25 protein-coding genes are annotated in these 23,507 nt (G+C 72.7%); 16 read left to right on the forward strand and 9 right to left on the reverse strand.

From position 1 onward, the window contains the following. Positions 1–18: 18 nt before the first annotated feature. Positions 19–885 (forward strand): N-acetyl-1-D-myo-inositol-2-amino-2-deoxy-alpha-D-glucopyranoside deacetylase, encoded by an 867-nt coding sequence (gene mshB, locus AC0VYM_RS04830; protein ID WP_475459402.1) that lies wholly within the window; start codon positions 19–21, stop codon positions 883–885. Positions 886–945: 60 nt separating this feature from the next. Then, on the forward strand, positions 946–1,431 hold the full coding sequence (locus AC0VYM_RS04835; protein ID WP_475459404.1) for a hypothetical protein: 486 nt from the start codon (positions 946–948) through the stop codon (positions 1,429–1,431). Positions 1,432–1,437: 6 nt separating this feature from the next. Here AC0VYM_RS04835 and AC0VYM_RS04840 read toward each other — a convergent pair whose 3' ends face one another. The 4 genes from AC0VYM_RS04840 to AC0VYM_RS04855 form a co-directional block, all read right to left on the reverse strand. After that, complete coding sequence (locus AC0VYM_RS04840) at positions 1,438–2,481, reverse strand: site-2 protease family protein (RefSeq protein WP_475459407.1); 1,044 nt, start codon at positions 2,479–2,481, stop codon at positions 1,438–1,440. Between the two features lie 104 nt (positions 2,482–2,585). After that, positions 2,586–3,323, reverse strand: a complete 738-nt coding sequence (locus AC0VYM_RS04845; RefSeq protein ID WP_475459410.1) for an SDR family NAD(P)-dependent oxidoreductase — start codon at positions 3,321–3,323, stop codon at positions 2,586–2,588. Between the two features lie 91 nt (positions 3,324–3,414). After that, on the reverse strand, positions 3,415–4,776 hold the full coding sequence (locus tag AC0VYM_RS04850; protein ID WP_475459412.1) for a hypothetical protein: 1,362 nt from the start codon (positions 4,774–4,776) through the stop codon (positions 3,415–3,417). A gap of 171 nt (positions 4,777–4,947) precedes the next feature. Continuing rightward, the gene (locus AC0VYM_RS04855) at positions 4,948–5,184 is read right to left on the reverse strand and encodes a putative acetyltransferase (RefSeq protein WP_475462937.1); all 237 of its coding nucleotides are present in this window, start codon (positions 5,182–5,184) and stop codon (positions 4,948–4,950) included. A gap of 184 nt (positions 5,185–5,368) precedes the next feature. Between AC0VYM_RS04855 and fdxA the strand changes: the two genes are divergently transcribed. Both fdxA and dapC read left to right on the forward strand, forming a co-directional pair. Then, on the forward strand, positions 5,369–5,689 hold the full coding sequence (gene fdxA / locus AC0VYM_RS04860; RefSeq protein WP_014908468.1) for a ferredoxin: 321 nt from the start codon (positions 5,369–5,371) through the stop codon (positions 5,687–5,689). A gap of 140 nt (positions 5,690–5,829) precedes the next feature. Continuing rightward, positions 5,830–6,936 (forward strand): succinyldiaminopimelate transaminase, encoded by a 1,107-nt coding sequence (gene dapC, locus AC0VYM_RS04865; RefSeq protein ID WP_475459415.1) that lies wholly within the window; start codon positions 5,830–5,832, stop codon positions 6,934–6,936. 91 nt (positions 6,937–7,027) lie between these two features. Here the strand turns inward: dapC and AC0VYM_RS04870 are convergent, their stop codons facing one another. After that, positions 7,028–7,915 carry a hypothetical protein gene (locus AC0VYM_RS04870; RefSeq protein ID WP_475459417.1) on the reverse strand — a complete coding sequence of 296 codons (888 nt, stop codon included), beginning with the start codon at positions 7,913–7,915 and terminating at the stop codon, positions 7,028–7,030. A 323-nt stretch (positions 7,916–8,238) separates the two neighbouring features. Here AC0VYM_RS04870 and AC0VYM_RS04875 point away from each other — a divergent pair, with 323 nt between their 5' ends. From AC0VYM_RS04875 to AC0VYM_RS04885, 3 genes are all read left to right on the forward strand, one after another. After that, entirely contained in the window at positions 8,239–9,075 is an 837-nt protein-coding gene (locus AC0VYM_RS04875; RefSeq protein ID WP_475459420.1) for a 2,3,4,5-tetrahydropyridine-2,6-dicarboxylate N-succinyltransferase, read from the forward strand. A 132-nt stretch (positions 9,076–9,207) separates the two neighbouring features. Then, positions 9,208–10,272 (forward strand): succinyl-diaminopimelate desuccinylase, encoded by a 1,065-nt coding sequence (dapE, locus tag AC0VYM_RS04880; protein ID WP_475462938.1) that lies wholly within the window; start codon positions 9,208–9,210, stop codon positions 10,270–10,272. A 129-nt stretch (positions 10,273–10,401) separates the two neighbouring features. Beyond that, the gene (locus tag AC0VYM_RS04885) at positions 10,402–11,178 is read left to right on the forward strand and encodes an LOG family protein (protein WP_475459422.1); all 777 of its coding nucleotides are present in this window, start codon (positions 10,402–10,404) and stop codon (positions 11,176–11,178) included. Positions 11,179–11,185: 7 nt separating this feature from the next. Here AC0VYM_RS04885 and AC0VYM_RS04890 read toward each other — a convergent pair whose 3' ends face one another. Further along, a complete protein-coding gene (locus AC0VYM_RS04890) occupies positions 11,186–11,602 on the reverse strand; it encodes a hypothetical protein (RefSeq protein ID WP_475459424.1) in 417 nt (138 codons plus the stop codon). Positions 11,603–11,664: 62 nt separating this feature from the next. Here AC0VYM_RS04890 and AC0VYM_RS04895 point away from each other — a divergent pair, with 62 nt between their 5' ends. The 4 genes from AC0VYM_RS04895 to AC0VYM_RS04910 all read left to right on the forward strand — a co-directional run bounded on the left by AC0VYM_RS04895 (position 11,665) and on the right by AC0VYM_RS04910 (position 15,113). Continuing rightward, positions 11,665–12,246 carry a hypothetical protein gene (locus AC0VYM_RS04895; protein WP_475459426.1) on the forward strand — a complete coding sequence of 194 codons (582 nt, stop codon included), beginning with the start codon at positions 11,665–11,667 and terminating at the stop codon, positions 12,244–12,246. A gap of 174 nt (positions 12,247–12,420) precedes the next feature. Next, positions 12,421–13,002 carry a hypothetical protein gene (locus AC0VYM_RS04900; RefSeq protein ID WP_475459428.1) on the forward strand — a complete coding sequence of 194 codons (582 nt, stop codon included), beginning with the start codon at positions 12,421–12,423 and terminating at the stop codon, positions 13,000–13,002. A 343-nt stretch (positions 13,003–13,345) separates the two neighbouring features. Next, positions 13,346–13,513 carry a DUF3117 domain-containing protein gene (locus AC0VYM_RS04905; RefSeq protein WP_017542172.1) on the forward strand — a complete coding sequence of 56 codons (168 nt, stop codon included), beginning with the start codon at positions 13,346–13,348 and terminating at the stop codon, positions 13,511–13,513. Between the two features lie 109 nt (positions 13,514–13,622). Then, positions 13,623–15,113, forward strand: coding sequence for a leucyl aminopeptidase (locus AC0VYM_RS04910; protein ID WP_475459431.1), 1,491 nt, complete (start codon positions 13,623–13,625; stop codon positions 15,111–15,113). Between the two features lie 145 nt (positions 15,114–15,258). On the opposite strand, the gene AC0VYM_RS04915 is transcribed toward AC0VYM_RS04910, so the two are convergent. Further along, on the reverse strand, positions 15,259–15,849 hold the full coding sequence (locus AC0VYM_RS04915; RefSeq protein WP_475462939.1) for an O-methyltransferase: 591 nt from the start codon (positions 15,847–15,849) through the stop codon (positions 15,259–15,261). Positions 15,850–16,168: 319 nt separating this feature from the next. Here AC0VYM_RS04915 and sigE point away from each other — a divergent pair, with 319 nt between their 5' ends. The 4 genes from sigE to AC0VYM_RS04935 all read left to right on the forward strand — a co-directional run bounded on the left by sigE (position 16,169) and on the right by AC0VYM_RS04935 (position 20,394). Next, positions 16,169–16,807, forward strand: a complete 639-nt coding sequence (gene sigE, locus AC0VYM_RS04920) for an RNA polymerase sigma factor SigE (protein ID WP_475459434.1) — start codon at positions 16,169–16,171, stop codon at positions 16,805–16,807. Beyond that, positions 16,804–17,595 (forward strand): anti-sigma factor family protein, encoded by a 792-nt coding sequence (locus AC0VYM_RS04925; RefSeq protein WP_475459436.1) that lies wholly within the window; start codon positions 16,804–16,806, stop codon positions 17,593–17,595. Before sigE ends, AC0VYM_RS04925 begins: the two co-directional genes overlap by 4 nt. Then, positions 17,592–18,662 carry a sigma-E factor regulatory protein RseB domain-containing protein gene (locus AC0VYM_RS04930; protein WP_475459438.1) on the forward strand — a complete coding sequence of 357 codons (1,071 nt, stop codon included), beginning with the start codon at positions 17,592–17,594 and terminating at the stop codon, positions 18,660–18,662. Before AC0VYM_RS04925 ends, AC0VYM_RS04930 begins: the two co-directional genes overlap by 4 nt. Before the next feature lie 61 nt (positions 18,663–18,723). Beyond that, positions 18,724–20,394 (forward strand): S1C family serine protease, encoded by a 1,671-nt coding sequence (locus AC0VYM_RS04935; protein ID WP_475459441.1) that lies wholly within the window; start codon positions 18,724–18,726, stop codon positions 20,392–20,394. Between the two features lie 94 nt (positions 20,395–20,488). On the opposite strand, the gene AC0VYM_RS04940 is transcribed toward AC0VYM_RS04935, so the two are convergent. Then, positions 20,489–21,628: an Mrp/NBP35 family ATP-binding protein gene (locus tag AC0VYM_RS04940; RefSeq protein WP_475459444.1), complete on the reverse strand. Its 1,140-nt coding sequence runs from the start codon at positions 21,626–21,628 to the stop codon at positions 20,489–20,491. A gap of 406 nt (positions 21,629–22,034) precedes the next feature. Between AC0VYM_RS04940 and AC0VYM_RS04945 the strand changes: the two genes are divergently transcribed. Continuing rightward, positions 22,035–23,036: a lysostaphin resistance A-like protein gene (locus AC0VYM_RS04945; RefSeq protein WP_475462940.1), complete on the forward strand. Its 1,002-nt coding sequence runs from the start codon at positions 22,035–22,037 to the stop codon at positions 23,034–23,036. Here the strand turns inward: AC0VYM_RS04945 and AC0VYM_RS04950 are convergent. Beyond that, positions 23,027–23,488 (reverse strand): GtrA family protein, encoded by a 462-nt coding sequence (locus tag AC0VYM_RS04950; protein WP_475462941.1) that lies wholly within the window; start codon positions 23,486–23,488, stop codon positions 23,027–23,029. The two genes, AC0VYM_RS04945 and AC0VYM_RS04950, sit on opposite strands and share 10 nt — an antisense overlap. Between the last annotated feature and the right edge of the window lie 19 nt (positions 23,489–23,507).

Below are 23,507 nucleotides of genomic sequence, written 5' to 3' on the forward strand. Positions count from 1 at the left end.
CCCGGTATTGTTCGCTGCGTGATGGACAGGCGACTGATGATGGTGCACGCGCACCCGGACGACGAGAGCATCGTCACCGGTGCCACTCTGGCGAAGTACGCGGCCGAGGGGGCCGGGGTCACCCTGGTGACCTGCACGCTGGGCGAGGAGGGCGAGGTCATCCCCGCCGATCTCGCCCACCTGACCTCCGACCGCGAGGACACCCTGGGTGAGTACCGGGTCGGGGAGCTCGACAGGGCCTGCGTGGCCCTGGGCGTGCGCGACCACCGCTTCCTCGGCGGGACCGGCCACTACCGGGACTCCGGGATGGCGGGCGGCCCCACCAACGACCACCCCCGCGCCTTCTGGGGCGCCGACGTCGAGGAGGCGGCCCGCCGCCTGGCCGAGATCATCCGCGAGGTCCGCCCGCACGTGCTGGTCAGCTACGACGAACACGGGGGCTACGGCCACCCCGACCACGTGCAGGCCCACCGGATCACCCGCCGCGCCTGCGCCAAGGCCAACGAGCGGGCCATGCCCGGCACACCGTGGCGGGTCGGCAAGCTCTACGCGATCGCCCAGCCGGTGTCCCGCATCGAGGAGTCCATCGCGCGGCTCAACGAGGAGGCGGGGCCCTTCACCCCGCCCAAGCAGGTGTCGGACATCGCCCGGGGCACCCCCGACGCGATCGTCACCACCCGGATCGACGCCTCCGACCACTGGGCGGCCAAGGCCCTGGCGATGCGGGCGCACGCCACCCAGATCACCGTGGACGGGGAGCGGTTCGCGCTGTCCAACGACATCGCCCAGGAGATCGACGCCGTCGAGTACTTCACCCTGCTGCTGGGGTCGCCGCCCCGTCCGGACGAGGGCGGCTACGAGTCGGACCTGTTCGCCGGGCTGTGACGTGGTGCGGCGGGGGGAGCGTGCCACCTTCCCGCCCGGGAGCGCCTACCCTCGTCTTCCGTGACCACTCCTGAGACTCCCGACAACGAGGCGAGCCCGGCCCCGGTGCCGCACGGCAGCCCCCACCCGTTCGCGTCGTCCGCGATGACCGTGCTCTCCTTCGCGGTGCTGCTGGTCACGGGCCTGGGCGTGGGCGTGCTCTCCGGCTTCGCCATGGGCTGGGTCTCCCACTTCTGGGACCTCGGCCTCTCCCAGCAGGTCGGGGGAGTGGTGGCGGTGGTCGCCTACCTGGCCGTGGTGTACGCCCTGTGCCGTCTGGCCGGGTGGGGGAGCCGCCGCCAGTCCGGTGCCGTGGCCTTCGCGGTCGGCTACCTGGTGGTCATGCTGGCCATGGTCGGCTACCTGACCGGCGGGAACATCGTGTTCTCCGCCAAACCGGCCAACTACGTCTTCCTGTTCGGTTCGATGATCGCCCTGGCCGTCGGGGTGATGCGCAGCCTCGTCCTGCCGCCGCGCCCCACCCCCGCGGTCACCAACGCGATCTAGGCCCGGCTAGGCCCAGAACTGGAGCAGCAGCTTCCCGTGGAACATCATCCCGGGGATGGTCGGGTTGGGCAGGATCAGGTCGAACAGCGCGTACCCCGCCTTCTCGAACACGTCCCGGACCACCGGCAGCCACAGGACGGCGAACACGGCGATCGAGCAGAACAGGCCGTTGACCCGGACGAACTCCGTCCACCCGGCGCCCCGGAAGGCGGCCAGCACGTGGTACCCGTCCAGACCGGGGAGCGGCAGCAGGTTCACCACCGCGCTGGTCATGTTGGCCATGGCGAGGAAGGCCAGCGAGGAGATCGCCCAGTTCGTGGTGTCCTGGCCGACCGGGACCAGCAGTGAGACGGTGAGCGCCAGCACGGCCGACAGCACCAGGCTGGCCAGCGGCCCGGCCAGCGCCACCATGACCCGGCGCCCCCGGCTCGGCACGCGGTCCCAGTCCACGTAGGTGGGCGGCCCGTTCAGGCCGAACCCGCCGACCCCCAGGTACACGATCGGCAGCACCAGGCCGCCGAAGGCCTCACGGTAGGCGAACGGGTTCAACCGCAGGTAGGCGCTGCCGCGCAGGGAGCGGTCCCCGGCGAGGTAGGCGGCCAGGGCGTGCGCGAACTCGTGCACGGCCACGGAGACGATCCACCCGAACAGGATCAGCAGCGGCGGGATCAGCGGGGTGACCGACGTCCCCTCCGCGGCCCAGTCCAGCTCGGCGTGGGTCCAGGACAGCCAGCCCGCGAACCCGGCCAGGCCGAGCAGCAGCAGGAACACCGGGCTCGGCAGGAAGTCCGCCCAGCTCTCCGCGCGCTCGGGCGCGTCCCCTCCCGCGTCGGAGCCCCCGTCGGCCCCGCGATCCGGCGCGGAACCGGTGCCCTCCGCGTCGTCCCCGCCGTCCGCGTGGTCGGAGCCGACCCCCGAGGCGTTCAGGGCGTCGTCGGGCATCCGCGACCACGGGTCGGCGGCGCGCTCCCGCTCGCCGGGGTCCGCCTCGCTGTCGGGAACGGTCACGGCGTCGGGGTCCGCCGGCTGCGGCGGCTCGGGCGTGGGCATGATGCTCCTGCTGGTCGCGGGTGGTTCGCGCTCCAGATTAGGCCCTGGCGCGCACCTCCTCGCAGCGGGTGCCTCACCCACCGGGTCCCCGCCCTGACCTCGCCCTACATTCCTCCGGCGACCCTCAGGACCGTGCCGGTCGTGTACGAGGCGTCCGCGGACAGGAGCCAGGCGATCGCCCCGGCGATCTCCTCGGGACGCCCCGCACGACCGAGCGGGATGCGCGACGCCGCCCGGACGGGGCGGTCGGGAGCGCCCATCGCGGCGTGCATGTCGGTCTCGGTGATGCCGGGGGAGACCGCGTTGACCCGCACGCCCACCGGTCCCAGCTCCTTGGCCAACCCCACCGTGAGGGTGTCGACGGCCGCCTTGGTCGCGGCGTAGTGCACGTACTCGCCGGGGCTGCCCAGGGTGGCCGCGGCGGAGGAGACGTTCACGATCGCGCCCCCGCCCGCGCTCATCTCCCGCACGGCGCGTCGGCAACACAACAGGTAACCCAGCAGGTTCACGTCGACCACGCGGCGCAGGTCCTCGGTGGACACGTCCGCGAACGCGCCGAGCGGACCGGTCACCCCCGCGTTGTTGACCAGACCGTCCACCCGGCCGAACTCCGCGACGGCGGTGTCGAAGATCCGCTCCACCCCCGCCTCCTCCGAGGTGTCGGCACGCACGGTCGCGCACCGGCCCCCGGCGGAGCGCACCCGCTCCGCGGTCCGCAGCGCGGCGGCCTCGTCACGGGCGTATCCGAGAACCACGTCGTGGCCGTCCCGTGCCAGCCGGGCACAGGTGGCCGCGCCGATGCCCCGGCTCCCGCCCGTGACGACGGTGACCTGACGCGACATGGGTGCCTCCCCGGATCGACGGCCGCACCCGTCCCCGGGGCGCTGGCCGAGGGGAAGTATGGCATCGGGTGTCCGGGGCGCGGACGCCGCCTCAGACCACCGCGCGGGGCGCGACCGCCGACTTGTGCAGGCACGCCACCGCGAACGCGCGCCCCGCCGGGGTGAGCTCCCTGCGGCCGTCGGAGTCGTCCCCGGTGACCAGCCCGAGCGCCTCCAGCAGCCAGCCCACCGCCATCACCATGGCGCGCACCCGGTCGGAGGCGGTCTCCGCGGTGCGGCGGTGCGCTGCGGCGTGCCGTCCGGCGGCCACCGGCGGGTCCACCGGTCGCCACCCGGACTCGGTCAGGGTCCGCTCGGCCGCCTCGGCGTCGGAGGTGGCCGGGCGGGCGTGCGAGCCCAGCCCCTGGGGCGAGCGGCCCAGCAGCATCCCGAGCAGGGTCTCGGCGGCGGCCTGCTGGATGCCGCCGGTCCGGCACAGCGTCTCGGTGGCGGCCTGCCACAGCGCCTCGGGGTCCTCGCGCAGCTGCTGCCCGCGCCGGGTGAGTTCGAGTCGGCGCCCGGACCGGCGGACGGCGCGCATCGTGCGCAGTACCTGGTGCAGGGCGATGATCTGGGTGGCGTCGGTCTCGCTGCGCGGCGGTTCCGGGGTGGTGGTCCAGCCGAAGTCCTCACACAGCTGCCTGACCACGCCGGGGGAAATGTACCCGATCTGTGTGAGGGCGATCCCGTCGGCGGCCAGGTCCAGCATCCGTTGCAGCGGCGCCATCGCGGCCGTCGAACCGCGCGGCACGTCCGCCCCGGCGATGATCTGACCCACCAGCGGCCACAGCCGTTGCCGGTGCGGGTGCGCGGACGAGGAGATCCAGGCCCGGACCCGCTCCTCGCGGACCCGGTCGAGGTGGCTGAGCCCCCGGTGGTCGGGCTGGGTGAGGAAGGACCGGGCGAACCGCTCCTGGGCGGGCCGCCAGCCGCTCTTCCCGGGGCGGATGTCCCCGAGCGTGATGGCGAGTTCGAGCGCGGCGGCGGTCTCCCCCCGGGCGTGCAGCTCCACGTCGCCCACGCTGGTGCCCCAGGTGAGTTCGGGGAGGTCCGGCGGTTCCACCCCGGACTCCCACATGAGCCGTTCGTACATGGCCAGGCCCGCCGTGTGGTCGGCGTCGTACAGCGCCAGCAGGGTGGCGGTCTCCGAGGCCCGGCACACGTCCGCGTACCGGTTCAGCTTCAGGAGCTGGAAGAGGTGGCCGAGGGAACGGGCCGCGAACAGCCGGTCGTCGGCCGAGTCCTGGAAGCGCATGGGGAGCTCGTACCAGCAGAACCGCTGTACCGCGTGCTGGTTGAGCCGTTGGATCTCCTGCTCGGGGGCGAGCGTGTCGAGAGCCAGTCGTGCCAGGTCGGCGGCCCGCTCGTCCCGCCGGGCCAGCTCGGCGAGTGCGGACGCGACTGCCTCCCTCATGATGGGCGCCACCTCCCCGCGTACCTCGTGCCCGGCCCGTCCGGGGGTGGGACGGCCGGGTACGGTGCTCCGTTGTCGGCCCGGGGTCACGGTTGGGGGTTCACCGTCCCGGGCTGTGCCTGTCCTACCCCGGAAAGGCCGAAGAATTCCAGCTTGTGGGCGCCTCGCCCCCTAGCGGGGCCGACGCGGGGGTACCGGGGGAACGACACGGCTCGCGACCACGTCGGCCTCGGTGACCTCCACCGTCGATTCGTCCCTCCTGCGCAGCGTGAGCACGCCGTCGGTCCAGGACTCCACCACGCCGACGATATCGGTGAAGCCGCCCTCGGCGCGGGTGATTCGCACGGAGACCCTTGCGCCGAGGTCCTCCGGAGTGATCCTGTGGACGAGTCGACCGCCCAGGTGCATGGTTTCCAACCCCCCGAGTGTGCGATGGGTGTTCTCCGACGCCATACTAGGAGTACGACATCTGTGCCAATCGCTTTACAGAGCCCGGACCACGAACGACGCCCGCACGTCGGAACCGGTGCCGGTGCCCTCTGAAGGTCCCCGCCTCCCCGCGGGTTAGCGGGGGTGAGACAAGGAGTACGACGTGACCTACGTCATCGCGCAGCCCTGTGTTGATGTGCTGGACAAGGCGTGCATTGACGAGTGCCCCGTGGACTGCATCTACGAGGGTGACCGCATGCTCTACATCCACCCGGACGAGTGTGTGGACTGCGGCGCGTGCGAGCCGGTCTGCCCGGTGGAGGCCATCTACTACGAGGACGACCTGCCCGAGCAGTGGTCGGAGTTCTACAAGGCCAACGTCGACTTCTTCGACGACCTGGGCTCCCCCGGCGGCGCCTCCAAGGTCGGCAAGATCGACCGCGACCACCCGATCGTCGCCAAGCTGCCCCCGCAGGCCGAGTGAGCCGCGCGCGACCCCTTGGCGCAGAGGTCGCGTGGCCGACGTGACGTGTCGCGCCGATCCCACCCGGGGTCGGCGCGACGCTGTTGTGTGGGGCCCGACCGAGACCTGAACGGCCCGAGAACCGAATGGAGAGTGCACCGATGGGTGAACGTCGACCGGTGACCGATCGGCTTCCGACCTTCCCGTGGGACCGGCTGACGCCGTACAAGAGAACGGCCGCCGCCCACCCGGACGGGATCGTCGACCTCTCGGTCGGCACCCCCGTGGACCCGGTGCCCGCGAACCTGCGCGCGGCGCTCGCCGACGCCTCCGACTCGCCCGGGTACCCGCTGACCTGGGGCACCCCCGAACTTCGCGCCTCCATCCAGGGCTGGCTGGAGCGCCGCCACGACGTCCGGGTCGCGGACGGCGCGGTCCTGCCCACGGTCGGCTCCAAGGAACTCGTGGCCTGGCTGCCCACCCTGCTCGGCCTGGGCCCCGGCGACACGGTCGTCCACCCCGAACTGGCGTACCCGACCTACGACGCGGGCGCGCGCATCGCCGGGGCCACCGCCGTCGCCTCGGACAGCCTCACCGCCCTCGGCCCGGCCGACGTCAAGCTGCTGTGGGTCAACTCGCCCGCCAACCCCACGGGCCGCGTCCTCGGCGCCGACCACCTGCGCAAGGTGGTCGAGTGGGCCCGTGAGCGCGGCACGATCGTCGCCTCCGACGAGTGCTACCTGGACCTGGGCTGGGACGCCGAGCCCGTCTCGATCCTGCACCCGGACGTGTGCGGCGGCTCCCACGAGAACCTCCTCGCGGTCCACTCGCTGTCCAAGCGCTCCAACCTCGCGGGGTACCGCGGCGCCTTCGTGGCGGGCGACCCCGACCTGGTGGCCGAACTCCTCGCGGTGCGCAAGCACGCGGGCATGATCGTGCCCGCGCCCGTGCAGGCGGCCATGAGGGCGGCCCTGGACGACGACGCGCACGCCGCCGAGCAGAAGGAGCGCTACCGGGCCCGTCGCACGCGGCTCCGCGCGGCCTTCGAGGGCGCGGGGTGGAGCGTCGAGCACTCCAACGCGGGCCTGTACCTGTGGGCCAGCCACCCCGACCACGACTCGTGGGGCGCGGTGGAGGCGCTGGCCGAGCGCGGCGTCCTGGTGGCCCCCGGCGCCTTCTACGGCCCGACCGGCGAGCGCCACGTCCGCGTGGCCTTCACCGCCACCGACGAGCGGGTCGAGGCCGCGGCCAAGCGCCTGGCCGAGTGATGTCCGGCGGTGCGGTCCGGGCCCCCGGCCACGGAACGCGCCGCCGCTCGGAACGCCCCCGGAGACGGACCCGTTCCGTCCGGGGGCGGCCCTACCTCAGGACGACGCGGCCGCCCGTGTCCTGGCTCGCGTCCTCGATCTCGGTCCAGTTCTGCGCGCCGTCCATGCCCTCCGAGGCCCGCCACCGCTGGTTTCCGTACGACACCGACGTGAGCCCGTACTCCTCGGCGTGCACGACCGCCCAGTGGGCCATCGCCCAGCCCAGGTCACCGGTCCGCCCCTCCTGCCCCTCCGGCACGGGGAGCTCCGCCGGGTCGGTGCCGAACACCCGGGCCATCTCCTCCTCGGCCCCGGCGGTGTCCGCGTCCCCCGCCCGCAGCGACTCCAGGGTCGCCTCGTCGAACCAGCAGGTCACCGCTGCTCCGCCGCGCCCGGTGAAGGCCTCGGCCATCCCGGAGGACAGCTCCTCGTGCTGGTCGTAGGCGAACCCGTGCGCGCTGCGCTGCACCCGCTGGGCGGCCTCGTAAACGGGCAGGTCCTCCCATCCGCCGACCTCCTCCAGCTCGTCGTAGAACGACCGGCTGGAGAACACCGGGTCCAGGATCTCCTCGGGGTCGCCCCACTCCTGCGAGGGCCGCTGCTGGAAGAGGCCCAGCGAGTCGCGGTCCCCGTACTCGACGTTGTAGAAGGTCGACTCCTGCCACACGGTCGCGTACGCCACCGTGACCGCCTCCTCCGGCAGGTCGCGGCTGAAGGCGACGCCGCCCACGGTCGCCGCGTTCGCCGCCTGGGTGATCTCCATGTCGTAGCGGCCCTCGGGGAGCGCCAGACGGCAGCCGGGCTCGGGGCGTTCGCGCGTGTCCAGCGGCTCGAACGTGGTCAGCACGTAGTAGGCCCCGCCCACGAACAGCCCGCAGACGAAGGTGAGGATGAGGAGGATCTTGGCGAACGCGGAGAACGTCCTGCGTTTACTGGGCACGGGCGAACCAAGGGTCGGCGACGGGTGGAGCCCACCGGTCGCGGACCCGAGGGGAGGGCCGAGGCGGTGTGCTGGGCGCGTCGGGTTCCCTGTCGGAGGCGGTTCCCGGACGAGCCTGCGCGAAATTGTAGTCTGCGCCGCGAACCGTGGACGGGAACCCTCGTGGAACGTGTGTTCCGCCTCGTGACCGGGCCACCCGGCCCGTCTCCGGACCGCCGTCGGCCCCGGCCCGGGGAGGCCGTCGGCACGAGTGGCCAAAGGCTCATCCGGAGCGGGCGGGGCGCAGACGACCCACCCCGGACGAGCGGCTAACGTGGGTTCACATGACCAGCTCGTACACCAGTCCGCTGCCCGACCAGATCGACGAACTCTGGGAGCGGCGCTCCGAACTGACCCCCGACCACGCCGAGGCGCGCGCCGTCATCACCGGCGCCATCGACCAGATCGACGAGGGCAAGGCCCGCGTGGCCTTCGTCGACCCCGCCACGGACGACGTGGTGGTCGACGAGCGCGCCAAGCGCTCCATCCTCCTCGGCTTCAAGGTCCTGGACATGAAGGAGTCGCACGTCGGTGACTTCTACCACCACGACCGCATGCCCCTGAAGACCCGCTTCGACGGCGTCCGCGTCGTCGCGGGCGCCATCGCCCGCTGGGGTTCCTTCCTGGCCCCGGGCGTCGTGCTCATGCCGTCCTTCACCAACATCGGCGCCTACGTCGGCTCCGGCACCATGGTCGACACCTGGGCCACGGTCGGCTCCTGCGCGCAGATCGGTGAGAACGTCCACCTCTCCGGCGGCGTGGGTGTCGGCGGCGTCCTGGAGCCGCCGCAGGCCTCCCCGGTGATCATCGAGGACGACGCCTTCCTGGGCTCGCGCAGCATGGTCGTCGAGGGCGCCCGCGTGCGCAAGGGCGCCAAGCTCGGCGCGGGCACCATCCTCACCTCCTCCACGCGCGTCTTCGACGCCGAGACGGGCGAGGAACTGGCCCGGGGCGAGGCCCCGGCCTGGTCGGTGTGCGTCACCTCCAGCCGGACCAAGAGCTTCCCCGGCGGCGAGTTCGGCATGCCGGTCCTGCTGGTGCTCAAGCGCCTCGAAGAGGGCCAGGAGCACGACAAGCTCGCCCTGAACGACCTCCTGCGCGAGCACGGCGTCAACGCCTAGGCTCCGCGCCCGGTCGCGCACCGCGCGCCCACGTCCGGGGCGTCCTCCCATCCGGGGAGGGCGCCCCGCCGTTGTTCTAGGGTGGCCATGCGCGAGACCCATCCACTCACCTCACCGAAACGGGGCGACACCATGCTGGACCTGACCTCGGACGTGGCGGACCTGACCGCCGCCCTCGTGGACATCCGTTCCGAGAGCGGGGACGAGAGGGCCCTCGCCGACGCGGTCGAGAACGCCCTGTCCGCCCTGACCCACCTGACCGTGACCCGGGACGGCGACGCCGTCGTGGCCCGCACGGACCTCGGGCGGGACCGACGCGTGGTGATCGCCGGGCACCTCGACACCGTGCCGATCGTGGACAACGTCCCCTCGCACGTGGACGGCGACCGCCTCTACGGCTGCGGCACCACCGACATGAAGTCGGGCGTGGCCGTCCAGCTCAAGCTGGCCGCTCTGGTCACCGGGCCGGTCCACGACGTCACCTACGTCTTCTACGACAACGAGGAGGTGGACGCCGTCCGCAACGGCCTCCTCCGCCTCAGCCGGAACCACCCGGAGTGGCTGGCCGGTGACTTCGCGATCCTCATGGAGCCCACCGACGGCGTCATCGAGGGCGGCTGCCAGGGCACCATGCGCGTGGACGTCACGGCCTACGGCAGGCGGGCGCACAGCGCGCGCTCGTGGAAGGGCGAGAACGCCATCCACAAGGCGGGGGCGATCCTGGACGTGCTGCGCGCCTACACGCCCCGCCAGCCCGAGGTGGAGGGCCTGACCTTCCACGAGGGGCTGAACGCGGTGTTCGTCGAGGGCGGCGTGGCCGGGAACGTCATCCCGGACGAGTGCGTGGTCCGCGTGAACTACCGGTACGCCCCCGACCGCTCCCCGGCCGACGCCGAGGCGCACCTGCGCGAGGTGTTCGCGGGCTTCGAGGTGACGGTCACCGACTCCTCCGCCCCGGCCCGCCCCGGTCTGGACGACCCCTCGGCGGCGGCCTTCGTCACCGCCGTGGGTGAGGGGCAGGCCCGCGCCAAGCTGGGGTGGACCGACGTCTCCCGCTTCTCCGAGCTGGGGGTGCCCGCGGTCAACTACGGCCCCGGCGACCCGATGCTCGCCCACACGCGTGACGAGTACGCGAGCATCACGCAGATCCGCGAGGCCGAGGAGCGCATGGTGGCCTGGCTCACCGGACGGCGCTGAGCGAACCCGGACAGCGAACCGCCCGCCGGGGCCCCGGCCCTGGTGGGCGGTTCCGTGTCCGCTACCGGTCACCGGACCGACACGCGTCGTTCGGGTGTGGTCCCGCCACGGATGGATAGCTTTACGAGCATGACGGAAGAAGAGAACGTGAGGCGTGCCGGACCGCTCACCTACCGCGGCCGCGCGATCCCCGACACCACCACCGACCAACGGCTCCTCGACCGGCGGGGCCCCGCCGACTGGGTGCACACCGACCCCTGGCGCGTGCTCCGTATCCAGTCGGAGTTCGTGGAGGGCTTCGGGCTGCTGTCCGAGCTCCCCTCCGCCGTGAGCGTGTTCGGCTCGGCGCGGATCAAGCCCGGCTCCGAGTTCTACGAGCTCGGCGTGCAGGTCGGGGCGCGGCTCGCCGAGGCCGGGTACGCCACGATCACCGGCGGCGGCCCCGGCATGATGGAGGCGGCCAACAAGGGCGCCCAACAGGCGGGCGGGCTCTCCGTGGGCCTGGGCATCGAGCTCCCCTTCGAGCAGTCGCTCAACTCGTACATCGACATGGGGATGACCTTCCGGTACTTCTTCGTCCGCAAGACGATGTTCGTGAAGTACTCGCAGGCCTTCGTGGTGCTGCCCGGCGGGTTCGGGACCCTCGACGAGCTGTTCGAGGCGATCACGCTCGTCCAGACCAAGAAGATCACCCGGTTCCCCGTGGTGCTGATCGGCACCGAGTTCTGGGGCGGCCTGCGCGGCTGGGTGGAGGACAGCCTGCTCAAGCACGGCCTCGTCGCGGACCACGACATGGAGCTCCTGTACGTGACCGACGACCCGGAGGAGGCCGTGCGGATCATCCAGCAGGCGCACCTGCACCTGGAGAACAGGTTCGAGCGCGACGAGGCAGGCCCCTCCAGCTAGCCGCCGCTCAGGCGAGCCCCCTGCGCACGGCGGCGGGCGGGCGATCGCCGCGCACCGAGGCGACCATGTCCAGGGCCCGCCGGACCCGCTCCGGGTGGTCGGTGACGAACACCCTCGCGCCCGTCCAGGCGTACACGGTCGCCAGGGCCACCTCCTCGGCCGCCGCGACCGGGACCGCGCCCACGATCCCCGGCGGCGCCGGGGGAAGGTCCGTGCGCGGCTCCCCGCCGTCCGGCCGCGTGCAGCGGACCAGGACGGTGTGCCCCTCCGCGACGAGGGCCTCGACCCGGGCGGCGGGGGGCCGGTGACCGGCGTCCACCGTCCAGGGGGCGCCGTTCCCCGGACCGTCCTCGGAGGGGGCGGGATCCCCCGCGTCCGCGCCGGGCGCGGTCGGGGTCAGGACTCGGAAGGGTGCGTTCGACACCCGCCGAGTCTCCCATGCCCGGCGCTCCCTGGGGAGTGCGGCGGTGTGGCACGATCGGTCCCGTGCCTTTCTTCATCTTGATCCTGGTCGCCGCCGCCGCGCTCGCCGTCCTCGTCGGCGTGGTCTTCGTCGTGCTCGGCAAGGGCGGGCAGCTCGCCCGGTTCGAGGCCGACTTCCCTCCGCTGAACCTGCCGGAGGGGCGCCCGGTGGGCTCCCGTGACCTGGCCGGTCTCCTCGTTCCGCTGTCCATGTGGGGGTACCACGTGCGCGCCGTCGACGAGCTGCTGGTGCGGCTCACGTCCACCCTGCGCGAGCGCGAGGAGCGGATCGAGGACCTGGAGTGGCGGCTGGCCCGCCTGGACCCGTCCTACGTGCCCCGGGGCACGGGACCGAGCCCGGGCGCCTACCTGCCGGGCCAGGACGAGCTCGACGGGGCCACCGACGACGTCGAGAGCGTGACCCTCGTCCCCGCGCCCACCGTGGCCGACGCCCGCGCGGAGGACGCGCCCTCGGACGCCGCTCCGGCGTCCGACTTCGGTGCCGACCCCGAGGCGACCCCCGAAACCTCCCCCGAAATCGTGTCCGAAACCACCCCCGAGGCTGACGACGCCTCGGTCGGCGGTCGGGCCGACGACCGGTCCTGACCCCGCCTGGAGGCCCGGAGGGGCCCCGGCACGCCCGGGTCTCCTATGCCGTGCATCACATCCGTCTTGTCGTTCTTGGTCGGATGTGGTGCGTTCGGGTGATCTATTCTCGGTCGCTGTACATGCGTACCCCTGCTCCGCCGGAGCGGGTGGACCGTCGTGAGGATGGCGAGGATGGACACAGCACCCGAACTCCGGGCGGGCTCCGAGGACGAGCCCGGGAACTCCTCCACCCCGGTGCGCCAGATGTCCCTCTGGCCGCCGCCCCGATCGACCCGGCACACGGGCAGGCGCCGCCGCCAGTTCGCCAGGACGGCCGTGGCCCTGGCCGCGCTGCTCCTGATCGGCGGGGGCGGCTTCGCGGCCTGGTCCCGTCTGGACGGGGCCCCCGAGGACACCGTCACCACCATGTCCGACCCCGAGGAGTTCGTCGGGGCCTGGTCGGGGCGGATGAGCCAGGTGGACACCGAGGGCCAGCCCGTCGCCGAGTGGGACGCCGAGGTGCGGATCGAGGAGGGCGCCGAACGCGGCAGCACCGCCTGGACCACCTTCTCCTGCTCCGGGACCCTGGAGCTGTCGGCACGCGACGGCGACCGCCTCGTGTACGCCTACACCGAGACCTCCGACCCCGAGGACCGCTGTGTGGACGAGTCGGAACTGACCCTCTGGCCCGCCGAGGGCGACGGGCTCAACGCCGAGTGGTCCTCCGTGACCCGTGAGGGGACGCGGATGGTCTCCACCGGCGCGCTGGACTGAGCGGGCCGGAGGGCCCGCGCCGCGGCCGGGACCGCCCGGGGCGGAGGCCGCACGGACGCCCGCACACCGCGCGGGTTTCGGTCGAGACCGATATAACCTTACTGACCAACGATTCCTCGCCGGTGGGCGCTCACGGAGGTGCCCCGGCTGTCGCCTGGCGCACACCCAGGGGTCAACCTCCGAGATAATGGTCGAAGAGTGATTCCCGACCCTCAAGCCACACGGGCGCGAGTCACCCGGAACCGGCCGACGGCTCCGGAGCCGAGACGACCCTGCGGATCGGGCGTCGGTGCTGTGGGTCGGCCCCGGTCACCTGCGAGGAACACCTAGAAAGGGGAATGGCATGGCGGCGATGAAGCCGAGGACCAGCGACGGGCCGATGGAGGTCACCAAGGAGGGTCGCGGCATCATCATGCGGGTCCCGCTTGAGGGCGGCGGCCGTCTGGTCGTGGAGCTCACGCCGGACGAGGCGACCGAGCTCCGGGACGCGCTTCGGGGCGTCGTCGGTTAACCGGCACCAATAGTCCCCCACCTGGGCCGGAACGCCCTGATGACCCCCGAGGTTCCACACCTCCCACCTGCGTGAACCTCCCCGAAGAGTGAACGATTGTGAGCGGCCTGTGCCATTCGCCACGGAGATCCACCCCGTACCGGGGACCCTCGCCGAATCCACCGCGGACCTGCTGGTCCTCCCCGTACTCGCGGGCGAGGAAGGCCCCGAGGCGGTCGAAGGGGTCACCGACGGCGGACTGACACAGGTCCTTCCGTCGTCGCTCGCGGAGCTGTTCGCGCACTACGCACTCACCGGCGGGTCCGGTGAGCTCTGCCAGTTCCCGGTGTCCCGGGACGGGGGCCTGGTCCGCCTGGCCCTTCTCGGAGTCGGTTCGGCTAGCCCCGCCGACCTCCGGAAGGCCGGCGCCGCCCTCTCCCGGGCCGCACGGGGCAACGAGCGCGTCGCCCTGGCCTGGCCCGGCGCGGACGGCGAGGCCGCCACGGCCTTCGTCGAGGGCGCCCTGCTGGCCTCGTACACCTTCACCTACAGGACCACCGAACCCCCGAGGTCCCAGCGCCCCGCGCCGGTGATCGACGTGGTCGGTGACGCCGCCGCCCTCGCGGCGCCCCTGGCCCTGGGCACCACCCTGGCCACGGCGACCGCCCTCGCCCGGGACCTGATCAACACCCCCTCGTTGACCAAGGACCCGGAGTGGATGGCCACCCGGGCGCGCGAGACCGCCGACCGGGTCGGGCTCGACGTGCGGGTGTGGGACGAGAAGGACCTGGGTGACGAGGGCTTCGGTGCCATCCTCGGTGTCGGCCAGGGCTCCTCCCGGCCGCCCCGGCTGGTCCAGCTGGGCTACACGCCGGAGAACCCCACCGCGCACGTGGTGCTGGTCGGCAAGGGCATCACCTTCGACACCGGCGGGCTCTCGCTCAAGCCCAACGACAACATGAAGCTCATGAAGACCGACATGAGCGGCGCGGCGATCGTGCTGGCCGTCCTGTCGGCGCTGGCGTCCGTGGGCGCCGGCGTCCGGGTCACCGGTCTGCTCGCCCTCGCGGAGAACGCCTTCTCCGGTGACGCCACGCGTATCGGTGACGTGCTGACCACCTACACCGGCCGGACCGTCGAGGTGCTCAACTCCGACGCCGAGGGCCGCCTGGTCCTGGCCGACGCCATGGGCTACGCCAGTACCCGCCTCGAGCCGGACGTGCTGGTGGACGTCGCCACCCTGACCGGCGCCGCCAAGCTGGCGCTGGGCACCGGCACGGGCGCCCTGTACAGCACCGACGACACGGTCGCGGCGCAGATCGAGACCGCCGGAGAGCAGTCGGGCGAGCCGCTGTGGCGGATGCCGCTCACCGAGGACTACGTCCCGACCACCGGATCCCGGGTGGCGGACCTGGCCAACATCGGGACCCGCGGCGGTGACTTCGGTCCGGCCGGGGCGACCGACGCCGCCCTGTTCCTGCGCGAGTTCACCGGGGGCCTGCCCTGGGCCCACCTGGACATCGCCGGTCCGGGCCGGTCCATGAAGGAGAGCGGCCTGCTCACCAAGGGCGGCACGGCCTTCGCCACCCGGACCCTGCTCCGCTGGCTCGCCGCGAGGTAGGCGTCCCGGTCGGCGCCGACCGACCACGGGCCCGGGCGGACACCCCCTCCGTCCGGGCCCGACGTGTGTCCGGGTACCGGCGGCGCCCCCTCCGACGGGTCCCGGCCGCACGGGCCGCGAGCGCGGAAGGATCCCGGAACACGGTCTAGGGGCGGATGGCGGCGAGCAGCCCCTCACCCACCGGCACCAGCAGCGGGATGAACGCCTCGTCCTCGCGCATGCGCTGCATCACCTCGCGCACCGCGATCTCCGCCGGGTCCGGCACCCGCAGCGGGCTGTCCGGTTCGGTGGGCGCCGTCAGCACGTTGTTGAACACCAGCACCCCGCCCGGCCGCAGCAGTCGCAGCGCCTCCTCCAGGTACGCGGGGTAGGAGGCCTGGTCGGCGTCGACCGACACCATGTCGTACCCGCCGTCGGTCAGCCGGGGCAGCACGTCCAGCGCCGTCCCCCGGATCAGCCGGGCCCGGCCCGCGCCGAACCCCGCCCGGGAGAAGGCGGAGCGCGCGTAGTCCTGGTACGCGGCGTTGACGTCCACGGTCGTCAGGATGCCCTCGGGGACCATCCCCCGCAGCAGCCAGATCCCGGAGGTCCCGCAGCCGGTGCCGATCTCCACCACCGAACGGGCCCCGATGGCGGCGGTGAGGAACCGCAGCGCGGCCCCCGTCGCCGCGTCCACCGGCGAGGCCGCGGCGCGTACCCCCGCGTCGTAGGCGTCCGCCAGAGGTCCGTCCCCCATGGCGGACTCCTCGAACCGAGCCTGCTCGGTCCGGACCCACGCGGTCCGGGCGACGCTCTCTTCTGCGCTGATGACGGCCTCCCAAGCACTGCTGAATGTCATGGCCAGGCGTTCTGACCGGGGGATCGTCACCCACCGTAGAATGGTGGTCGCGGCCAGGTATGTCCCTGGGCAAAAGACTAGCCTGAACCAGCCGGAACTCCGAGTGTGGTGGCGGGAACTTAATCGGCGCCCTCCGACGTTGAATCGGGATGAACGCACGTTGATCGCCACGAAGTGAACGCCCCCCGACCTGTCCTCGCGTGGTGAACTCAGCGGGATGAAGGGAGCAGCGGTGCCAGAGACCGGCCCTGCCGTCGAGTTCGAGGCATGGGAACCCCCGAGCTGGGAAGAGGTCGTGCGCGTCCACTCGCCGCGCGTCTACCGGCTGGCCTATCGCCTCACCGGGAACAAGCACGACGCCGAGGACCTCACCCAGGAGGTCTTCATCCGTGTGTTCCGCTCCCTCGCCAACTACACCCCCGGCACCTTCGAGGGGTGGCTGCACCGCATCACCACCAACCTCTTCCTCGACATGGCCCGGCGCAAGGCCCGCATCCGCTTCGAGGGGCTGGCCGACAACGCCGACGAACGCCTGGAGGGCCGCGAGCCCTCACCGGCCCAGCGCTACGACGACCGGCACTTCGACGCCGACGTCCAGAGCGCGCTGGACGCCCTGCCCGCCGAGTTCCGCGCCCCCGTCGTGCTCTGCGACATCGAGGGGCTCTCCTACGAGGAGATCGCGGCCACCCTCGACGTCAAGCTCGGCACCGTCCGCAGCCGCATCCACCGGGGCCGCGCCCAGCTGCGCCGCGCCCTGGAGCACCGCAGGTCCCTGGCGGCCGCGAACGGGGCCCAGGGGGGCACCGAGGGGACCGGCGGCGCCACTGCCAACGTGATGCACGGGGAGGCGGAATGAGCATGGACCACCTCGGGGAGCGCCTGTCGGCGCTCATCGACGGGGAACTGGGCGCCGCCGACCACGAGCGCGCCCTCATCCACCTGGCCAAGTGCGAGTCGTGCCGGTTCGAGGCCGACATGATGCGCAGACTCAAGCGCAGGCTGACCGGGCTCGGCGAACCCGAACCCGACATGGACTTCATGGGACGCCTCATGTCCCAGCCGGGCCTCGGCGGCCCGGGCGGCCCGGGGGCACGTGATCGGGGTGATCGCGGCCCCTCGGACCCTCCGCCCCCCGGCCCTTTCGGGTCCAGCCCGCCGCTGGGCCACTCCCGCCCCCTGGGCGGGTTCCCCACGGGCGGACCCCTGATGGGAGTGGGCGGGCCGACCCGCCCGAGCGAACCGGTGCACCGGGGCGAGGCTTCGCCCACCCCGGACACCGCGTCACCCGGTCGGCAGAGGACCCAGCCGCGCACCCAGCCGGAGCGGTACGTCCCGCCCAGGCCGGAACCCCGGGGCGGCGACCGGTTCTCCGGCCTGCTGCCGCACTTCTCCGGCGGACGCTACGCCGTCGCGGGGCTGGCGGTGGCGACGGCGCTCCTGGGGAGCGCGTTCGTCGCGGGCGGTGAGGGGGAGGAGACCCCGATCGTCGAGCCGCACCTGGCCGACTTCGCGGTCGAGCACGCGGTGACCAGCCGCCAGATCCCCGTGGTGGAACCGCTGCCCACGGACCACCCGCCGTTCGAGCCCCTGCCCGTCGCGGCCGAGGGATCCCCGTCCTCGGCCTCGACCGAAACGACCCGGTGAGGGCTGGCAGACCCTCTCTCGGACCGAACTCCGCCCCCGCCCCCGCGGTCGTCGCCGCGCTGCTGTGCGCCCTCGTGCTCACCGGCGCGGTCCACCCGGAGGCCACCGCGGTCCCGGCCGAGGGTGAGGACCACGGCATGGCCGTCCTGGAACGCGCCTCCGACGCGCACGGCCGGGTGGCCTACACCGCGGTCCGCGAGGTACGCGGACCACGGGGACGGGACGGGGTGGACCTCAGTGTGGTCAACCGCCCCGACTCCGGCGTCGCCATGTCCCCTTTGGGGGAGGAGGACACCGAGTCGGCGTTCGTCGTGCTCAGCTCCTCCGCACTGGAGTCCCTCGACGAGCGGCTGCTGGCCGTGCTGGAGGAGACCTACCAGGTGGTCGACGCGGGGCGGGAACGCCTCGACGGCCGTCCGGCGCACCTGGTGGAGGCGCTGCGCGCGGACTCCACGGTGGCCGGACGCTTCTGGGTGGACGACGAGACCCACCTCCTGCTGGGGCACGTGGTGTACGACCGCTCGGGGGACGAGGCGTTCAGCAGCCACCTCACCGACCTCGACCTGGGCGACGGCGCCTGGCCGGACGAGGCCCTCGGGGACTCACCCTGGGGCGACGCCCTCGACGACGGGGAACGGCAGGAGCTCCGGGAGGCCGGGTGGGTGCTGCCCGAGCACCTGACCTGGGACCTGAGGCTGGTCGACACCCGCTCCAAACGCTACGAGGGGGAGCGGGTGGTCCACGCGGTCTACTCGGACGGGCTCTCCCAGGTCTCGGTCTTCGTCCAGCGTGGCAAGCTGGGAACCGAACATCCCTCCACACTTGGTAACGGATACACCGGAACCGGGACGGGGGGTGGCGGCGTCACAACAGGGCACGACACGATCTTCGGCGGAGACGCGGGCCAGTACCAGAGCGTGTGGCAGGCGAACGGATTCGTCTACACGGTCCTGGCCGACGCCCCCGCGGACCTGGCCTCCTCGGCGGTGGCCGCGTTGCCAGGCCCCGAGGACTCCGGCTTCTGGGCCAGGGTGCTGAGAGGTCTGTCCCGGCTGGGCCTGCTGTAGGCCCGGCCGACCGGCGCGGCGCGTGCCGGGACCGAAAGCCGAGCGACAAACGGAGCAGGTCTTGAGTCAGGACAACGACCGTTCGGAACCCGCCGAGGGGTGGACCCCGCCCCCGCCGAACGGTGGCGCACCCCAGCCGGGCGCGCCGGACGCGCCCGCCCCCGGGCAGGTGCCCGCCGAACCTCCGCGGGGCCCCGCCGGTGCGTGGATCGCCCCGCCGCACCCGCAGGGAGGCCAGCCTCCCCACCCGGACCCCCCGGTGGGCCAGGGCGGCGCGGACCCCACGAACCCCCAGCCGCCCCCGCCCGGAGACCGTTCCGGCCAGGTCCCCGCCCAGCAGTGGCCCCAGCAGTCCCAGGGGTCGCAGGCGTACCCGTCACACCAGGGCCAGCCCTCCCTCCCGGGGCAGCCCACCGGGCGGGGCCAACAGGCTCAGGGACCGCAGGCGTACCACGAGTCCCAAGGGCAGCCCGCAGCACAGACCCCCGCCTCCCACCAGACCCAGCAGTCACAGCAGCCCCAGGGGCACACCTCCCACCAGGGCCAGCCGACCCAGCAGGCACCGACCCACGGACACTTCGCTGCCCCTCCCGGGGCCCCCACCCGGTACGGCCAGCCCGCCCCCGCCCCCTCGGCCGGACGCCGCAGACGCGGAGTCCCCGCCTGGGCCGCGCTGAGCGGAATGCTGGTCGTCGCCCTCATCGCGGGCGGAGCGGGCGGCCTCGCGGGGGGCCTGCTCGGCTCCGGCCAGCAGGCGGCCCCCGACTCCCAGCAGGGGCCGACCATCAACGAACCCCCGCCCGAGGCGCCCGAGCGCGCCGCCGACACCATCGCGGGCGTGGCGCAGCGCGTCAGTCCGAGCGTGGTCTCCCTGCGCAGCGCGGGCGGACGGGTCGGGGCGACCGGCTCCGGCTTCGTCATCGCGGACGACTACGTCGTCACCAACGACCACGTCTCCGCCCCGCTGGAGGAGGACGGGATCGTCATCGAGTACAGCGACCGCAAGACCAGCGCGGCCACCGTCGTGGGCTCGGACCCCAGCTCCGACCTGGCCGTCCTCCAGCTGGAGGAGCCCAACGAGGTCGAGCCGCTGGAGTTCGGTGACTCCGAGGAGGCGGTCGTGGGTGACGAGGTCATCGCGATCGGCGCCCCGCTGGGCCTGGACGGGACGGTCACCCAGGGCATCATCAGCGCCAAGGACCGGCCGGTCAGCTCGGACGAGGGCGAGAGCCAGTTCTTCGCCCTCCAGACCGACGCCGCGATCAACCCCGGCAACTCGGGCGGTCCGCTCGTGGACATCCAGGGGCGGGTCATCGGCGTCAACTCGATGATCATCACCATGGGCGGCGGATTCATGGGCGAGCAGCAGGGCGGCAGCATCGGGCTGGGCTTCGCCATCCCCTCCACGGAGGCGGAGGAGGTCGTCACCCGGATGATCGACCACGGCGAGACCACCTACGCGGACCTCGGGGTCACCTTCGACCAGGAGAGCTCGGTCGTCGGCGCGGTGATCGCGGACGACCCCCGCGCCGTCGAGTCCGGGGGCCCCGCGGACGAGGCCGGGCTGGAGCCGGGCGACGTGATCGTGACCTTCGACGGCCGCCGGGTCGACTCCCACGGCGAGCTCCAGGCCCTCGTGCGCGACCGGACCCCCGGCGAGGAGGTCGAGATCGAGTACGAGCGGGACGGCGAACGGGAGACCGTCACCGTCACCCTCGGCTCCGGCGACTGACCGGCGACCGCCGACCCCGGAGAAACACGACGGCCCCCGGATCCGCAGGGATCCGGGGGCCGTACGCGTGTCTTCCAGTCGACCCGGGGGTCGGTCAGCGACCGGCGGGGGAGATGCCGAGCTGCATCCCGGCCAGCCCGCGCGGCTTGCCGACCAGCTTCTCCGCGATCGAGACGATCACCTTGCTGGCCTCGGCCTCGGGGTGGGTCAGGACCAGCGGCTGGCCCTCGTCGCCGCCCTCGCGCAGACGGGTGTCCAGCGGCACCTGGCCCATGAGCGGGATCTCGGCGCCGAGGGTCTTGGTCAGCGCGTCGGCGACCGTCTGGCCGCCGCCCTGGCCGAAGAGGTGGACGGGCTCGCCGCCGTCCTCCGGCTGGTAGTAGGACATGTTCTCGATGACACCGGCGATGCGCTGGTGCGTCTGGGCGGTGATCGCGCCCGCGCGCTCGGCGACCTCGGCGGCGGCCTGCTGCGGCGTGGTGACCACGATCAGCTCGGCGGCCGGGAGGAGCTGGGCGACGGAGATCGCGATGTCACCGGTGCCCGGGGGCAGGTCCATCAGCAGGACGTCCAGGTCGCCCCAGAAGACGTCGGAGAGGAACTGCTGGAGGGCGCGGTGCAGCATCGGGCCGCGCCACACCACCGGGGTGTTGCCCTCGGTGAACATGCCCACCGAGATGACCTTGATGTCGTGCGCGGTCGGCGGGAGGATCATGTCCTCGACCTTGGTCGGGAAGTCCGACGCACCGAGCATGCGTGGCACCGAGTGGCCGTAGATGTCGGCGTCGACGACGCCCACCTTGTGACCCTGGGCCGCGAGCGCGGCGGCGAGGTTCACGGTGACGGACGACTTGCCGACACCGCCCTTGCCCGAGGCGACCGCGTAGACCTTGGTGAGGGAGTTCGGCTTGGCGAAGGGGATCTCCTTCTCCGCCTGGCCGCCGCGGAGCTTGGTCTGGAGCTCCTTGCGCTGTTCCTCGTTCATGACGTCGAGCTCGACGGTGACCTTCGTGACGCCGGCGACCTTGGTCACCGCTCCCGTCACGTCCTTCTCGATGCGGCCCTTCATCGGGCACCCGGCCACCGTGAGGTAGATACCGACGTGCACCGCGCCGTCGTCACCGATCTCGACGCTCTTGACCATGCCGAGGTCGGTGATGGGTCGATGGATCTCCGGGTCTTGCACCGTGGCCAGGGCTTCGTGGACCTGCTCGGTGGTTGGTGTGGAGGACATGTACTCAATCGTAGGTCAGCGGGACGGGGTGGTTGGCCTGTGGAGTCGCCGGAGTGACCGCCCGCAGGACCACTAGTTCCAACAGGGGAGGGGCGGTCCGCTATTCCGCCGTCCGGGGGCCTTCGGGGCTTCTGCCCCGTACCGTGACCAGGCGATAACGGCGTGGCCTTAACGCAGGCGATACATGCCCGGATAGTAGTCTCAGCGCACGATGGGAAATGTGCCGCCACCGCCTGGTTCGTCCTGGCCCGCCGCGCCTGAGGGGCCGGAGGGGCAGACTTCTGGTGGCCACACCCAGGAGCAGACCTGGGCCTGGCCGCCCGGCGGCGCACGTCAGACCCCGCCCGGTGGGCACCCCGCCCTGACCCCGGACCCCTCGGTGTGGGCCTGGCCACCACCGCGTCCGGTGCGGCCGAACCTCTTCGCCTGCGCGGAGATCCCCGAGGGTGAGTCGTATCACAGGCTCGCCCGGACCACGAGGTTCCGCTGGTGGGTGCCGCCGCTGGCGCTCCTGGTCTTCGCCGTCCTGCTGTTCTTCCTGTGGGTCGGCGTGGTGGTCGTGATGACCATCGTCGCGATCCTCGGCGGCAGCGGACTGGCCCCGGACTCGGTCCGGGTGGGCGAGATCGCCGGGCTGGCCTTCGGTCTGGCCGCGATAGCCCTGCTGGCACCGGTCACACTCTTCGTGGCCCGCGTCGTGCAGTGGCGCAGACCCGGCTCCCTGCTCTCGGTCACCGGACACCTGCGCTGGCGCTGGCTGGCCCGCTGCGTGTTCACGGCGGCCGTCCCCGTCACCGCGGGCACCGCGCTGCTCCTGGCGTTCACCGGGGAGGGGCCCACCGACCTGCCGATCACCGTCGACTACGGAAGCGTCGAGGTCCTCGCGGCGGCGATGCTCGTCATCGTGCTGCTGGTCCCGCTCCAGTCCGTGGCCGAGGAGATGACGCTGCGCGGGATGGTCATGCAGCTCGTCGGCTCGCTGGGGTCACCCGCGGGAGACACCGCGTTCTCCCGGGTGCTGCGCTCCCCGTGGCCCGCGATCCTGGCGGGCGGGACGCTGTTCGCGGCCCTGTACGCGGCCACCCACCCGGGGGACCTGTGGAACACGGCGGCGCTCGCCGTCCTCGGCCTGGGGATGGCCTGGGTGACCTGGCGCACCGGCGGCCTGGAGGCCGCGATCGGCCTGCACGTGGTGAACAGCCTCGTCCAGTTCGGCGTGTGCGCCGTGGAGGGCCGCCTGGACGAGGTGGGTACCGGTGTCGTGCTCGGCGGGGGCCTGCCCCTGGGCACCAACACCCCGATGACCCTCGGCCTGGCCGTGGTGCAGGTGGGGCTCTACCTGCTCCTGGTCGGCACCATGGCGCGCCGCCACGGGGTCCGCAGCCGCAGCGCCGCCGCTCAGGTCTGAGACCGGGCGGCGTCCGGGACGGGATCGGGCGGGAACACCCAGGTGCGGTAGGCGAAGAAGCGGAACAGCGTCCCCAGCCCCACCCCCACCACGTTGCCGGAGACGTTCTGCGCCAGGGTGCCCTCCAGGCCCAGCACGTACAGCGAGAAGGCCTGGCAGCCCACCTGGATGAGCATCCCCACGCCGTTCATCACCAGGAACAGGAAGGTCTCCCGGCCCAGGCCGGTGCTGGCGCGGTCGTTGAAGGTCCAGAACCGGTTGCCCACGAAGGCCACCGCGATGGCGCACGAGGTGCCCGCCACCTGCCCCGCCATCGACCCCATGCCGCCCGCCCACAGCAGGTTGGTCGCGGTCAGCTGCACCACGTACGCGATCGCGCCGACGGAGCCGAACTTGCCGACCTCGGAGGCCAGCCGGGCCAGCCGGGGGCGACGGGAGAGGAACTCGCGCATGGCCTGCGCCCTCCGGGTC

Source organism: Nocardiopsis sp. iso_237 (assembly GCF_056173345.1).